This is a genomic window from Billgrantia campisalis, assembly GCF_022341425.1.
Classification (GTDB): Bacteria; Pseudomonadota; Gammaproteobacteria; order Pseudomonadales; family Halomonadaceae; genus Halomonas; species Halomonas campisalis.
This window is the reverse complement of sequence record NZ_JABFUC010000008.1, coordinates 181,614-195,707: the sequence shown is the minus strand read 5'-3', so window position 1 is coordinate 195,707 and position 14,094 is coordinate 181,614. Positions and strand designations below refer to the sequence as shown.

General features: G+C 67.9%; 15 protein-coding genes. 4 read left to right on the top strand and 11 right to left on the bottom strand.

Features of this window, described 5'->3' with window-relative positions; genetic code table 11:
* Positions 1-119: 119 nt before the first annotated feature.
* The 10 genes from smc to ccmA are packed head-to-tail and all read right to left on the bottom strand — an operon-like array spanning position 120 to position 10,719.
* Complete coding sequence (gene smc / locus HOP52_RS11700; RefSeq protein ID WP_238977562.1) at positions 120-3,614, bottom strand: chromosome segregation protein SMC; 3,495 nt, start codon at positions 3,612-3,614, stop codon at positions 120-122.
* A 4-nt stretch (positions 3,615-3,618) separates the two neighbouring features.
* Positions 3,619-4,845, bottom strand: coding sequence for a c-type cytochrome biogenesis protein CcmI (gene ccmI / locus HOP52_RS11695; RefSeq protein ID WP_238977561.1), 1,227 nt, complete (start codon positions 4,843-4,845; stop codon positions 3,619-3,621).
* Positions 4,842-5,315, bottom strand: a complete 474-nt coding sequence (locus tag HOP52_RS11690; RefSeq protein WP_238977560.1) for a cytochrome c-type biogenesis protein — start codon at positions 5,313-5,315, stop codon at positions 4,842-4,844. Before HOP52_RS11690 ends, ccmI begins: the two co-directional genes overlap by 4 nt.
* Positions 5,306-5,836, bottom strand: a complete 531-nt coding sequence (locus HOP52_RS11685; RefSeq protein ID WP_238977559.1) for a DsbE family thiol:disulfide interchange protein — start codon at positions 5,834-5,836, stop codon at positions 5,306-5,308. Before HOP52_RS11685 ends, HOP52_RS11690 begins: the two co-directional genes overlap by 10 nt.
* Positions 5,833-7,839: a heme lyase CcmF/NrfE family subunit gene (locus HOP52_RS11680; protein ID WP_275298175.1), complete on the bottom strand. Its 2,007-nt coding sequence runs from the start codon at positions 7,837-7,839 to the stop codon at positions 5,833-5,835. Before HOP52_RS11680 ends, HOP52_RS11685 begins: the two co-directional genes overlap by 4 nt.
* A 12-nt stretch (positions 7,840-7,851) precedes the next feature.
* Positions 7,852-8,364, bottom strand: coding sequence for a cytochrome c maturation protein CcmE (gene ccmE, locus HOP52_RS11675; protein ID WP_238977558.1), 513 nt, complete (start codon positions 8,362-8,364; stop codon positions 7,852-7,854).
* Positions 8,354-8,593, bottom strand: coding sequence for a heme exporter protein CcmD (ccmD, locus tag HOP52_RS11670; RefSeq protein WP_238977557.1), 240 nt, complete (start codon positions 8,591-8,593; stop codon positions 8,354-8,356). The genes ccmE and ccmD overlap by 11 nt, the downstream gene beginning before the upstream one ends.
* Positions 8,593-9,333 (bottom strand): heme ABC transporter permease, encoded by a 741-nt coding sequence (locus HOP52_RS11665; protein WP_238977556.1) that lies wholly within the window; start codon positions 9,331-9,333, stop codon positions 8,593-8,595. Before HOP52_RS11665 ends, ccmD begins: the two co-directional genes overlap by 1 nt.
* A 14-nt stretch (positions 9,334-9,347) precedes the next feature.
* Positions 9,348-10,088: a heme exporter protein CcmB gene (gene ccmB, locus HOP52_RS11660; RefSeq protein WP_238977555.1), complete on the bottom strand. Its 741-nt coding sequence runs from the start codon at positions 10,086-10,088 to the stop codon at positions 9,348-9,350.
* On the bottom strand, positions 10,075-10,719 hold the full coding sequence (gene ccmA / locus HOP52_RS11655) for a cytochrome c biogenesis heme-transporting ATPase CcmA (RefSeq protein ID WP_238977554.1): 645 nt from the start codon (positions 10,717-10,719) through the stop codon (positions 10,075-10,077). Before ccmA ends, ccmB begins: the two co-directional genes overlap by 14 nt.
* 202 nt (positions 10,720-10,921) lie before the next feature.
* Here ccmA and HOP52_RS11650 point away from each other — a divergent pair, with 202 nt between their 5' ends.
* Both HOP52_RS11650 and HOP52_RS11645 read left to right on the top strand, forming a co-directional pair.
* On the top strand, positions 10,922-11,392 hold the full coding sequence (locus HOP52_RS11650) for a LexA family protein (RefSeq protein WP_238977553.1): 471 nt from the start codon (positions 10,922-10,924) through the stop codon (positions 11,390-11,392).
* A complete protein-coding gene (locus HOP52_RS11645; protein WP_238977552.1) occupies positions 11,392-12,036 on the top strand; it encodes an IMPACT family protein in 645 nt (214 codons plus the stop codon). Before HOP52_RS11650 ends, HOP52_RS11645 begins: the two co-directional genes overlap by 1 nt.
* Positions 12,037-12,130: 94 nt before the next feature.
* On the opposite strand, the gene HOP52_RS11640 is transcribed toward HOP52_RS11645, so the two are convergent.
* A complete protein-coding gene (locus HOP52_RS11640) occupies positions 12,131-12,799 on the bottom strand; it encodes a GntR family transcriptional regulator (protein ID WP_238977551.1) in 669 nt (222 codons plus the stop codon).
* A gap of 163 nt (positions 12,800-12,962) precedes the next feature.
* Here HOP52_RS11640 and HOP52_RS11635 point away from each other — a divergent pair, with 163 nt between their 5' ends.
* Both HOP52_RS11635 and HOP52_RS11630 read left to right on the top strand, forming a co-directional pair.
* Positions 12,963-13,535, top strand: coding sequence for a chromate transporter (locus HOP52_RS11635; protein ID WP_422677706.1), 573 nt, complete (start codon positions 12,963-12,965; stop codon positions 13,533-13,535).
* On the top strand, positions 13,532-14,062 hold the full coding sequence (locus tag HOP52_RS11630) for a chromate transporter (RefSeq protein WP_238977550.1): 531 nt from the start codon (positions 13,532-13,534) through the stop codon (positions 14,060-14,062). The genes HOP52_RS11635 and HOP52_RS11630 overlap by 4 nt, the downstream gene beginning before the upstream one ends.
* Positions 14,063-14,094 lie beyond the last annotated feature (32 nt).

Here is a 14,094-nt window from a genome sequence, read left to right as displayed (position 1 = left end):
ATTCTCGCCTGAGAGTCCAATCGACCCTGCGTCTTTCCCTGTACCATCGACTCGTCATGAGTGCGATGCGACCATGATGCGCTTTCTGATATCGCGTTTGTCACCGGCTTGCAAGCCCTTCAGGCCTCGGCCAGGGCGGCGGCCTCCTCGACCCCGACCGCCACCAGCCGGGATACCCCGGGTTCCTGCATGGTCACCCCCATCAGCCTTTCCGAGGCCTCCATGGCAATCTTGTTGTGGGTAATATAGATGAACTGAACGGAATCGGACATGTCCTTCACCAGCTTGGCATAGCGTCCCACGTTGGCATCATCCAGCGGCGCATCCACCTCGTCGAGCATGCAGAACGGCGCCGGATTGAGCTGGAAGATGGCAAACACCAGCGACAGGGCAGTGAGGGCCTTTTCGCCGCCGGAGAGCAGGTGAATGGTGCTGTTCTTCTTGCCGGGCGGGCGTGCCATGATGGCCACCCCGGTATCCAGCAAATCCTCCCCGGTCAGCGTCAACCATGCGGTTCCCCCACCGAAGACTCGCGGGAAAAGCGTCTGCAGACCCTGATTGACCCGCTCGAAGGTGTCGCGAAAGCGGGTGCGGGTTTCCTGATCGATGCGCCGGATCGCCTTGTCGAGCGTCTCCAGCGCTTCGCAGAGCTCTGCATGCTGGGCTTCCAGGTAGTTGCGCCGCTCGGCCTGCTGGTCGTACTCCTCGATGGCCGCCAGGTTGATCGCGCCCAGCCGGCGGATGCGCTCGCCGACCGATTCCAGGCGGGTCTGCCAGGCGGATTCGGTGGCGTCAGGGTCGAGCGCTTCGGCCAGGACGGCAGCGTCGTGGCCCAGCTCGGCGAGCTGCTCGTCCTGGGCCTCGGCCTTGAGCGCCAGGGCCTGGACCTGCATGCGCGCCTCCTGCAGGCGCTCGCGGGTGCCTTCCAGGCGACGCTCATGGCCCTGGCGGGCCTGTTCGTCCTCGCGCAGGCGCTCGACCAGCTCGGCGGCGCGGGCGCGGGCCGCGTTGAGCTCGCGTTCGTCACGCTCGCGGCGATGCAGCAGCTCGTCGAGCCGCTCGCGCTGCTCCTCGTCGGGTTCGCGCAGGGCCTCGAGGGACTCGGCCAGCTCGGCGCAGCGCGCTTCCAGGCGCTGGCGAGCCTCGCCGGCCCGGCTCTGCTGCTCGGCTAGCCCGGCCTGCTCGGTGGTCAGGCGCTGGTGCTCCAGGGCCAGCCGCTGGGCCTGCTCGCTGAGCGGCCGCTGGCGGGCGCGCAGCGAGGCGAGGCGCTCGCGGGCATCGCTGCGCGCGCGCTCCAGCCGCTCGCGACGCTCGGCGCCCTCTTCCAGGCCGGCCATGGCCAGCTGCCAGCGCTCGCGGGCCTCCTCGATGGCCAGGCGCGCCGCCTCGCCGGCCTCGTCGAGCCCCTCCAGCTCTTCGGCCAGCTCGGCGGCACGCCCTTCCAGGTGATCAAGCCGGCTCGCCAGGCCGCTGTCCTGAACCGCCAGCTGCTGGTGCTCGTCGGTCAGGCGGCGCTCGTCCTGGCGCAGGCGCTCCAGCTCGCTTTCGGCCCGCTCGGCCTCCTCACGCGCGGCGGCCAGGCGACGCTCCAGGGCGACCAGCCCGGTTTCCACCTCGTCGAGTTCGGCGCGAACGCCGTCCCGGCGCCGACGGCTGACCAGCAGGGCATCCGGGCCTTCGCCCTGGCCGCGGTGGCGCACCCAATCGGGCCCCAGCCACAGCCCTCCGGGCGTGATCAGGCTCTCGCCGGGCGCCAGGGTGGGGCGTTCGTCCCAGGCCTGGGTATCGCTGTCCACGCAGCGGATGGGGGCCAGCCAGGCGGCGGCCGCCCCGGCGCCCTGCACCCGGGCGGCCAGGCTCTGGGAGCCGGCCTCGACGCTGGCCTCGGGCGCCAGCGCGCCGAGTTCGGCGGGCGGCGCCGCGCTGGCCTCGCGGAAGGCGCCGGGCGCGGCCAGGCGGGCCTTCAGCCAGGGCGCCAGCACCCAGGAGACGCAAGCCTCCCAGCCCGGCTCCACCACCAGGGTCTCCCCCAGGCGCGGCGACTCACCCAGCTCATGCTCGGCCAGGTGGTGAGTCAGCGCCTCGTCGGGATCATTCAGCGAGGCCTGAATCAGCGCCTCCAGCGAGGCCAGTTCGCCCTGCAGGGTGCTGCGCCGGCTGCGCTGCGCCTCGCGGTCCTGCTCGAGGGCCGTGGCGGCTTCCCGGGCCGCATCGCGCGCCGCCTGGAGCGCCTCGCGGCGGTCCTCCGCGCGCTGCTGTTCCAGCGCCAGGTCGTCAAGCCGTTCGCCAAGCTCGGCGCGCCGCGCCTGCAGCTCGGCCAGGTCGGGAAGCTCCTGGCGCTGCTGGCGGCGGCGCTGGGCATCGCTCTCGATCTGCGCCAGGCGGTGCTCGAGCTCGCGCAGCCGGTCCTGGGCGCGCTCGGCCTCGTGGCTGGCCTGTCGCCAGCCCTCGTTGAAGTGCTCCCAGGCCTGCTCGGCGTCCTCGGCAGCGGGCTCGGCCTCCTCCAGCATCGCCTCCAGCTCGGCCAGTTGCTCGGCGACCTCCTCCTGCTCGGGGCCCAGGCTCTCGAGACGCTCGGCGAGGCGTGAGCGGCGCTCGCCGTCGTCCTCGCCCAGGCGTGCCAGCTCGGCCAGTTCGCGCCGGGCAGCATCGAGGTCGCCGGCCAGCTGGGTTTCACGGCTGCGGGCGTGTTCGAGATTCTGCTCGAGGCGGGCAATGGCGGCGGTAGTCTCGAAGAAGCGCCGCTGGCAGGCGTCGAGCTCCTCGGCCAGGCGGTCGTGGGCGGCGCGGGCCTCCTCGAGGCGGGTCTCGCACTGGCGCATTCCCAGGATATCGCGCTCCACCGCCGTCTCCAGCTCGCGAACCCGGCTCTCCTCCTCGTCCTGGTGGGCGCGCAGCGCCCGGCCACGCAGCAGCGCCAGCTCGCCCTTGAGGCGATGCTCCTCCTGCTTGAGGGTCTGATAGCGGCGAGCGGCTTCGGCCTGACGCTTGAGGCGTTCGAGCTGCTTGTCGAGCTCCTCGCAAATGTCTTCGAGGCGTTCGAGATTCTCCCGGGTGCGCCGCATGCGGTTCTCGGTCTCGCGGCGACGCTCCTTGTACTTGGAGATGCCGGCGGCCTCCTCCAGGGTCCCGCGCAGCTCCTCGGGGCGCGCCTCGATGAGCCGCGAGATCATGCCCTGGCCGATGATCGCATAGGAGCGGGGTCCCAGGCCGGTGCCCAGGAAGAGGTCGGCGATGTCGCGGCGGCGACACTTCTGGCCGTTGAAGAAGTAGCTGGACTGGCCGTCGCGGGTCACCTGGCGCTTGACGGCGATCTCGGCGTACTGGGCATAGGGGCCGCCCATGGTGCCGTCGGCGTTGTCGAAGCGCAGTTCAATGGCGGCCAGCCCCACCGGCTTGCGCGCGGTGGAGCCGTTGAAGATGACGTCGGTCATCGATTCGCCGCGCAGGGTCTTGGCCGAGGATTCGCCCATGACCCAGCGCACGGCGTCGATGATGTTCGACTTGCCGCAGCCGTTGGGCCCGACGATGGCCGTCATGTTGCCATCGAAGGGCACCGTGACCGGGTCGACGAAGGACTTGAAGCCGACCAGGCGAATCGAGGTGAGGCGCATCCGACTACTCGAGAACGCGGTCGATCACGAGCTCCACGGGGTCGCCGTCGACGCTGCCCACGGCCACGCCATCGCGGTCGCCGAACATGTCCCCCGAAGACGGGGCGGGATCGCCGCTCTGGCTGACCCGCACCAGCAGCCGCGCCTCGCGCACCTGGGAGAGGCTGGCCTCGTCGGACATGGCGTGACGGTCGTCGAGCACCAGCGTGGTCGGCAGGTCGCCCAGGGTCACCCGGGTCGCGGCCAGGGGCGGCAGCTCCCCCTCCATGTCGCGGGCGACGATGAACACCCGGGTGTCCGCGTCCAGGCGGTTCTCGAGGGACTCATCGAGGCTCACCCGCACCCGGATGCCGGGCCCTTCGGCCAGCGGCTCCTGCGCTTCCGGGGCCACGCCCAGGCGCTGCTGGGCCACCCGGATGCCTTCGCGCAGGGCACCGGCCGAGCCGCTGTCGCCCATGCCGGCGATGGCGCGCCGCCAGCGGTCGATGGCCAGCTCGTAGTCGCCGCCCTCGAAGGCCTGAACGCCGAGCATCCCGAGCATGGTCGGCTCGCGGGAATCCTCTTCCATCACCTCATCGACCAGCGCCTGCACCTCGTCGGTGATGCTGCGATTGGCCATGAAGAACTTGACCTGGGCCTTCTGGGCCAGCAGCGACGGCTGGCGACCTTCCAGGTCGATCAGGTTGTTCAGGGCGTTCAGGGCCGCCTCGCCCTGGCCCGCATCGCGATAGATGGGGTAGAGCGCGGCCCAGACCTTGGGGTTGTCGGGCTGGCTGGCCGCCTCGCCCTCCAGGCGCTCGATCAGGGTGGGCAGGGAGTCGCTCTCCTGGTAGGCGGCGTAGAGCGCCAGGTCGCCCTCGGCACCGTGCTGCTGATACCACAGCACCGAGCCGATCACCACCACCACCGCCACCAGCGGCACCAGGAAGCGACCGGACGCCGGCGAATGCAGCGGCCCGCGCTTGAGGTCCTCGGTATCCTCGAGCAGGCTGCGATCGAGGTCCAGGCGGTCCTCCTCGAAGCGGGCCTGGTCGATGTCGCCGCGCTCCAGCGCCGCCTCCAACGATGCCAGGCGGCGCTTGTAGATGGCCACGTTCTGCTCGTTGGACTTGTCGTTGGCCTCGAAGTCACGCTGGGCCTGGTAGACCCGCTGCGCGCGGCGCAGCGGCGACACCAGCAGCCACATGGCGGGCAGCAGCAGGATGGCAAAGGCAAGCCATAACAGGGTCATTCGGTCCTCCCGCGATTGATCAGGGCCTCGAGGCGCGCACGCTCCTCATCGGTCAGGCGACGGGCCGAGGCGTTGCGCCGGGCGCGCACCACCAACACCACCAGCAGGGCGCCGAGAACCACCAGGCCCGCCGGCAGCCCCCACAGCAGGTAGGTGCGACCTTCCAGACGCGGGTTGTAGAGCACGTAGTCGCCGAAGCGCTCGACCATGTGATCGCGGATCTCCATGTCCGACACGCCCTCGTTGAGCAGCAGGTAGACACGGTCGCGCATGTCACCGGAGACCGGCGCATCGGAATCATTGATCGCCTGGTTCTCGCAGGTGGGGCAGCGCAGCGAGGCGGTCAGGCTGCGGTAGCGCTGCTCCATCACGGGGTCGTCGAACTCACGTACCTCGATCGCCCCGGCCTGCAGGTTGCCGGCCACCAGCAGCAGCGCCAGGCCGGTCAGCATCCAACGGATCACTGCCATTTCTCCACCTCCGGCAGGATGTGTTCACGAACGTCACCCGGCGAGATATAGCCGGTGTGGTGATAGCGGATGATACCCTCGCGGTCGACCAGGAAGGTCTCCGGCGCGCCGAACACCCCCAGCTCGAAGCCCAGCTCATTGTCCGGGTCGAAGATGTTCACCTCGAAGGGGTTGCCGAACTCCTCCAGGAAACCGAGCCCCTTCTCGCGGGTGTCCTTCCAGCTGATGCCCACCATGCGGATCCCGCGGTCGGACAGATCCAGCAGCTGGGGCATCTCGCGCTTGCACTCCGGGCACCACTCACCCCAGACATTGACCAGGGTGAGTTCGCCGGTGGCCAGCAGGGAGCGGTCCACGCGACGCTCGGGGTCTTCCAGGGTCGCCAGGTCGAAGGCCGGGAAGTCCCGCGCCATCAGCGCGGAATCCCGGTGGAAGGGGTTGAGCGAGAGCCCTTGGTAGAGAAACAGCGACAGCACCAGGAATCCCGCCAGGGGCAGCAGCAGCAGCAGGCGTCGGGTCATGCGGTGGCCTCCTGCGGTTTGCCGGCTGGCGCGGCCGCCTCGGGATCACGCGAGGTGGCCAGGCGGCGATAGCGGCGGTCGGTCACGGCCAGCACGCCACCGGCGGCCATCAGCAGGCCGCCCAGCCACAGCCAGCGCACGAAGGGCTTGTACTGCACGCGCATCGCCCAGCTGTTGTCGCCGAGGTCCTCGCCCATGGCCACGTAGAGGTCGCGGAAGAAGCCGGGCCGCAGCGCCACCTGGGTCATCGGCATGCCGCGGGCGATGTACAGGCGCTTCTCGGGGTTCATGGTGAAGCTGCGACGACTGCCATCGCGCTGCACCTCGATCACCGCGCGGTCGGCCAGGAAGTTGGGGCCCTGGCGGCTGGTCAGCTCGGTCATGGTGAAGGTGTAGCCGGCGACCTGGACGCTGTCGCCCGGGCCCATGCGCACGTTGCGCTCGATGTTGTAGTTGGAGACCACCGCCACGCCGACGATGGTCACCGCCACCCCGAGATGGCCCAGCTGCATGCCCCAGTAGGCCAGCGAGACCTTCTTCAGGCCAGCCAGCCGTGTCGGCGCATGGCGGGTCTTGTCATAGAGGTCACGCAGCATCGGGAAGACGATCCACATGGCGGTGACCAGGCCGATGGCGACCCAGGCGTTCCACTCCTGGCCGAAGATGAACGGCATGATCATGCCGATCACCAGCGCCGCCGCCCCGGCCAGCCACAGGCGCTTGACCAGCATGCGCACATCGGTCTGTTTCCAGCGCGCCACCGGCCCCAGGCCCATGAAGATGCACATGATCACCGTAAGCGGCACGAACAGGGCGTTGAAGTACGGGGGGCCCACGCTGATCTTGCCGAGGTCGAGCGCATCGAGCAGCAGCGGGTAGACAGTGCCCATCAGCACGGTGACGGTGATAATCACCAGCATGATGTTGTTGATCAGCAGCAGGGCATCCCGGGAGAGCCAGTTGAAGCTCACCGTGTGGCTCACCCGCGGCGCGCGCAGGGCGAAGATCAGCAGCGACAGGCCTACGGTGATCCCCAGCAGCACCAGGATGAAGAAGCCGCGGGAGGGGTCGTTGGCGAAGGCATGCACCGAGGTGAGCACCCCGGAACGCACCAGGAAGGTGCCCAGCAGCGACAGCGAGAAGGTCGAGATCGCCAGCAGCAGGGTCCAGCTCTTGAAGGAGCCGCGCTTCTCGGTCACCGCCAAGGAGTGCATCAGCGCCGTGCCGGTCAGCCAGGGCAGCAGCGAGGCGTTCTCCACCGGGTCCCAGAACCACCAGCCGCCCCAGCCCAGCTCGTAGTAGGCCCACCAGCTGCCGAGCGCGATGCCCACGGTGAGAAAGGCCCAGGCCAGGTTGGTCCAGGGCCGTGCCCAGCGCGCCCAGGCGGCATCCAGCCGGCCGCCGAGCAGCGCGGCGATGGCGAAGGCGAAGACCACCGAGAAGCCCACGTAGCCCATGTAGAGCGCCGGCGGATGCAGGATCAGGCCGATGTCCTGAAGCAGCGGGTTAAGATCGGCGCCATCCTGGGGCACATTGGGCAGGATGCGCTCGAAGGGGTTGGAGGTGACCAGGATGAACAGCAGGAAGCCGACGCAGACCATGCCCAGCACGCTAACCACCCGCGCCACCACGTCACGCGGCAGCTCGCGGGAGTAGCGCGCGGCGAAATAGCCCCAGCCGGCCAGCATCAGGCTCCACAGCAGCACCGAGCCTTCATGGTTGCCCCATACCGCGCTGAACTTGTAGTACCAGGGCAGCATGGAGTTGGAGTTGTTGGCCACATTGAGCACGCTGAAGTCGTCCAGCATGTAGCTGGCCGTGAGGCAGGCGTAGGCAATGGCCACGAACAGCAGCTGCCCGGCCGCCATGGGCCGGGCATAGGCCATCAGCAGCGGCCGGCGCAGCGAGGCGCCAACCAGCGGCAGTACCGACTGGGTCACTGCGAAAAGCAGGGCAATGACCAGGGCAAAGTGGCCGATTTCGGGAATCATCAGGATCTGCATGGGCACTCCGGGTCAGTACTGGCTTGCGCCGTTACCTTCCTCTTGCTTTTCGATACGCTCGGCCACCTTGGCCGCCTTCTGCTGGAAGTCGGCGGGCGAATAGCCGGCGGCTTCCAGAGCGTCGGCGACCTCGGGCGGCATGTAGTTCTCGTCGTGGCGCGCCAGCACCTGGTCGGCACGGAACATGCCATCCTGGTACAGCTGGCCGACCACCACCACGCCCTGCCCTTCGCGGAACAGGTCGGGCAGGATACCACTATAGGAGACGCGCAGGTCCTCCACATAGTCGGTGACGGTGAACTCCACATCGAGGCTGTCGGGGTTACGGTAGACCGAGCCTTCGCGCACCATGCCGCCGGCGCGGATCTGACGTTCAAAGGGCGCATCGCCGGCGGCGATCTCGATGGGGCTGAAGAACAGGTTGATGTTGGCCCGCAGGGCATAGAGCGTCAGCCCCACGGCCACTGCCGCGAGGGAGACCAGCCCGAGGATCACGAACAGTTTTTGCTTGCGTTTAGGCGTCATTGGTATATCCACCACTGTCATGTTGAATCGGTGTCGCCCTGGCGGGGTCTGCCGCCAGCCGGCCTTCGCGCCTGACGCGGCGCTCGAGTTGGCGCAGCAGCTGGCGGCGTTCGGCGCGGGCATGCAGCACGCAGCCCAGCAGCAGGGCCGCGGTCAGACCCCAGGCCGACCAGACATAGGGGGCATGGCCGCCCATGGCGAAAAATTCCTGGAGGGTATCGAAGGCCATCAGCGTGTCTCCCCGGCCAGTTCACGGACCCAGTGCTTGTTGGACTCGCGGCGCAGGATCTCGCTGCGTACGCGGGTCAGGGTCAGGGCGATGAAGAAACTGTAGAACCCCAGCACCATGATCAGCAGCGGCGCCCACATCTCCATGGGCATGGCGGCGCGGCCGGTGATGGTGAAGGTGGCCGGCTGGTGCAGGGTGTACCACCAGTCGACGGAATACTTGATGATCGGGATGTTGATGACCCCCACCATGGCCAGCACCGAGGCGGCCCGGGAGGCGCTGTCGCGGCTGGTGAAGGCGCCGCGCAGGGCGATCACGCCCAGGTAGAGGAACAGCAGGATCAGCATCGAGGTCAGGCGCGCGTCCCACATCCACCAGGTGCCCCAGGTGGGGACGCCCCAGACCGCCCCGGAGAACAGTGCGATAAAGGTCATGGCGGCGCCCAGCGGCGCCATCATCGCCGCCGCCATATCGCAGATCTTGATCTTCCAGACCATGAACACCAGGCCCGTGATCGCCATGGAAACGAAGATCGACTGCGCCAGGAAGGCCGCCGGCACGTGGACATAGATGATGCGGAAGCTGTTGCCCTGCTGGTAATCGGCCGGCGCGAAGGCCAGCCCCCAGATCGTACCGGTCCCGATAAGGAGCAGCGCCGCGGCCCAGAACCAGGGCTGCAGGCGGGCGCTGATGGCATAGAACCACTTGGGGGATCGCAACTTATTTATGAAGGCCCACATGCCTCGTCAACCTCTCAACCGTTGATACTGATGCGCAGCGAAGCTGCAATCGCCCAGGGCGCCAGGCAGAGTGCCAGCGACAGCAGGGCGCCGAGAATCGCCAGATGCGCCATGATACCGTCACCCAGGATGGCGGCTTGCACGGCACCGGCGCCGAAGATCAGCACCGGGATGTAAAGCGGCAGCACCAGCAGCGAGAGCAGCACCCCGCCCCGCGACAGGCCTACCGTCAGCGCCGCTCCGATGGCACCGATCAGGCTCAGGCTGGCCGTACCCAGCGCCAGCGACAGCGCCAGCACCAGGTAGCTGCCCGCGGGCAGTGCCAGCATGATACCCAGCAGCGGCGCCATCAGCGCCAGGGGCAGGCCGGTCAGCAGCCAGTGCACCGCCACCTTGGCCAGGGTCAGCAGCGCCAGGGGCTGCGGCGTCAGCAGCAGCTGCTCCAGGGAGCCGTCGTCATAGTCGGCGCGAAACAGACTGTCCAGCGACAGCAGCGCCGCCAGCAGCGCCGCCACCCACAGCAGCCCCGGGGCAATCGCCGCCAGCAGCTGCGGGTCGGGCGAGATGCCGATCGGAAAGAGCGTGATCACGATGGCGAAGAACACCAGCGGATTCATCACCTCGCTGCGACGGCGCAGCATCAGCACCAGGTCGCGCTTCAGGGTGGCGCAGAATGCGACCGTGAGGCCGCCCTGAGGTTCCACGTGCCCGACACTCATATCGCCACCGCTCAAGGAGCCGTCAGTTGCCGACATCGACACCTCCCCCGCCCAGGCGGATACGGCGCAGCTCGGCGCAGGGCGTCAGTTCATGGTGGGTGGTCACCAGCACGCAGCCGCCCCGGCGGGCATGCTCGACCAGGCGCTGCTCCAGCGCGCCCACGCCGTCGCGGTCGATGGCGGTGAAGGGCTCGTCGAGCACCCACAGCGGGCGGGGGGTGAGCACCAGGCGTGCCAGGGCCACGCGGCGCTGCTGGCCGGCGGAGAGCTGCCCTGCCGGCAGGTCCTCGAAGCCGGCCAGCCCCACGTCTTCCAGGGCAGCGAAGCGCGCCGCCTCGTCCCGCGGCTGTCCGGCCATGGCCTGGTACCAGGCGAGATTTTCCAGCGGTGTCAGCGCCGCCTTGACCCCGGGGGCATGCCCCATGTAAAGAAGGTTGGACAGGAAAGACTCGCGCGCCTGGCGCATCGGACGCTCGTCCCAGTAGAGCTCACCCTCGTAGTCGGCCAGCTGCCCGGACAGGATCTTCAGCAGGGTGGTCTTGCCGCTGCCGTTGGGTCCTTCGACGCGAACGATCTCGCCGGCGCGGATGTCCAGATCCAGGCCCCGAAACAGCCAGCGATCGTCGCGCTCGCAGGCCAGGTTTTGCGCTTGTAGACGCAGGCTCAAGGCACTCTCCAGGAATGGCGATTTTCGCCCGGACTCTACACGCAATGGGCCTTTCCCGCTAGTCATGCGGCCGGCTCCCGGCGCCACCCTTGCCGCAGGTCAAGGCTTGCTTCGCGCCATGGAACTTGCCAGCAGCGCGACCGGTGCTATGATGCAAAACACCTGTACATTTCAACAGGTCTTGCGACAGGGGAGACACCACATGCCTGAGGTTTCCACACGATTTCTGCAGCGACGCCCCAACCTGCCACTGGCCGAGTCCTGGGCCAGCGTCGACGCCACCGAGCTGATCGAGGTCCCGCTGCTCGGCGAGGTCTCGGCCGGCCTGCCCATCGAGGCCTGCCCCAGCGGCGGCAGCGTTCGCGCACCGGCGAGCATGGTGCGACGCAACACCTACGCCCTGCGCGTGCGCGGCGACTCGATGGTCGACTGCCACATCTATGATGGCGACGTGATCATCATCGAGCGCCAGGAGAGCGCCGAGAACGGCGAAACCGCGGTGGTGCTGATCAACCAGCAGGAGGTCACCCTGAAGAAGCTCTATATCGAGAAGAGCGGCGTGCGCCTGCAGCCCGCCAACGAGAGCATGGCGCCGATCTACCTGAAGAACAGCGACATCCAGGTGCTCGGCATGGTGATGGGCGTGGTGCGCCAGCGCGAGCTGACCCACTGATGCGCTATCCGGTTCCCGACATCCCGCCCGGTGAGTGGCGCGAGAGCGAACTGGAGGTGGAGAAGAGCCGCTTCATCGCCTGGCTCTGCCATGCGCCGGACACTGCGGCCTTCGAGACCCTGCTGGCCGCTGCGCGCCGCACCCACCCCAACGCTAGCCACCACTGCAGCGCCTTTATCGCCGGGCCACCCGGCGAGCAGGCCGCCATCGGCTTTGCCGACGACGGCGAACCCGGCGGCACCGCCGGGCGCCCCATGTTCCAGGTACTGGAGGGCAGCGGGCTCGGCCAGGTAGGCTGCGTGGTGATCCGCTACTTCGGCGGCACCAAGCTCGGCACCGGCGGGCTGGCCCGGGCCTACGCCCAGGCGGTCGGCCAGGGCCTGGAGACGCTCCCGCGCCGCGAGGTCGTGGAGCGCACCGCGCTGCGCCTGAGGGTCGACTTCGCCGGCGAGGCCGAGGCCCGCGCCTGGCTCGATGGCCAGGCGGTGCCCGTGGAGGCCGCCGAGTACGGTGCCGACGGGGTCGTCCTCACCGCCGGCTGGCCCCGCGATATCCCGGTGGACCTCGGCCCGCTCGAAGCCCGGCTGCGTGGGCGCGTAGAGCGCCTTAGACCGCCAACGACGCAGAGTAACACCGCCGGCTAGGTCGGCGAACGGAGGGCAAGGCGCATCGCTTAGCCACCGGGTCGCCCCGATGCTTATCGACATGAACAGCTTGCCTGATGGCGACAGCGTGTCCTTAGCCGAGTTCGGCAAAGCCCTGCAGCGCCACCTCGTAAGAGCGCTGCACGTGATCCTCCATCACTGCCCGCGCAGCCCGGGTGTTGCGTTTCAGCGCCAGCTCCACCAGCTCCTCGTGCTGAGCATCCAGAATCCGACGCACATCGGGCGCTTCAGGCGCCAGTCGACGGTAGCGGTCAAACTGGTCATGCAGCTGCTCGATGAAGCGCAGTAGCCATACCGAGCCACAGGGAGCTACCAGGGTCCGGTGGAAGCGCGCATGCAGCTGCTCCCACTCGTCAACCTGCCCTGCTGCCAGATCGGTACGCTTGAGGCGGTGGGCTGCCGCCAACAGCTCCGACTCCCACTCCGCATCACCCCGACCAATCGCCCACTCAAGGGCCATCCCCTCGAGCTCCCGGCGCATGCCGGCAATATCCTCGAGCTCCTCTCGCGCCATGGTCGGCACACGAAACCCCCGCTGATTCTCCTGAATCAGCAACCCGTAGGCCGCCAGACGGTTGAGCGCCTCGCGCAGCGGGCTGAGCCCTACCCCATAGTGGTCCTTCAGCGCACTGATCGCCAACTTCTCCCCGGCCTCGAAACGACCGTTGAGCAGGTCCTGGCGCAGGATGTCGTAGACACGGCTGGACGTCGTCTCTCGTCTTGTCCGCTCGGATGTCGCCATCTCACCTCCTCCCCCTGGCTGAAATTCAGTCTGATGCAAGCTTGACCCATCTTCGCCGGGCAATCTATATTTCGTTCTCAATAATCGATTTTATCATTCAAATAAGATCACTCATGAACAAATCAATTTCTAATACTTTCGTCGACCTACCCGGGAGCCAGCCTTGAGCGCCGCCACTCCGCCTCAGCTATGGCCCCTGTTTTGGGCCTTCACCCGCGTTGGCCTGCTCGGTTTCGGTGGAGGCCCCGCCATGATCCCGCTGGTCCGCCAGGAAGTGGTCGAGCGCTATCGCTGGTTGAGCGATGACGACTTTGCCGACGTGCTGGCCATCGGCAACACCCTGCCAGGCCCCATCGCCACCAAGATGCCCGGCTATATCGGCTACCGGGTGGCGGGCGTGCGCGGCTGTGTCGTCGCTGTCGCCGCGGTGATCCTGCCCATGATCCTGGCGATGATTCTGCTCCTCGGTCTTTTCAGCCGCTACCGCCATATCAGTTGGATACAGGGAATGGGCCAGGCGGTGGTGCCGGTGGTCATGGTGATGATGGCGCAACTGACCTGGGACTTTTTCAACAAGTCACGCCTTGCCCTCGGCTGGGGAGTCAGCCTGGCCATGTCGGCGGCGGCCGCGGTGCTGATCTACGCTGTGGGCCTGCACCCCGGCTGGGTAATAGGCAGCCTGCTGGCCGCAGCGCTACTGCGTCCGGCCGCTTCGCCAAGCAGGGCCGCCCAATGATTTACTGGGAGCTGTTTCTCGCCTTCTTCATTCCCAACATCATCGGCTACGGTGGCGGCCCGGCCATCATTCCGCTGATCGAAGCGGAAGTGGTCGGCCACTACGGCTGGATGAGCGCCCACCAGTTCGCCGAGACCCTGGCGCTGGGCAATGCCCTACCCAGCCCCATCGCGACCAAGATGGCCGGCCACGTGGGCTATGACGTCGCCGGGGCCGGCGGTGCCGCAGTGGCGGTACTGGCTACCGTAGCGCCCTCGTTGCTGCTGATGCTCGGCGCGCTGGGACTGCTCTATCGCCATCGCCACTCCCCCCGCGTCCAGCGCATGAGCCAATGGGTCCGCCCTGTCATCGCCCTGATGATGGCCGCGCTGGCCCTGGGATTCCTGCTCGAGGGGGTCCGCGGCGCGGGGGCATTCCACACTGGGCTGATCGCCGCGTTTTCCGCCATCGCCCTGCTGCGATTCAAGACCCACCCGGCCTTCGTGATCATGGCCGCACTGATCTATGGAGGGCTATTCATCACCTAGCAAGACTCCATCACTCGACTTCACCTTTTTGC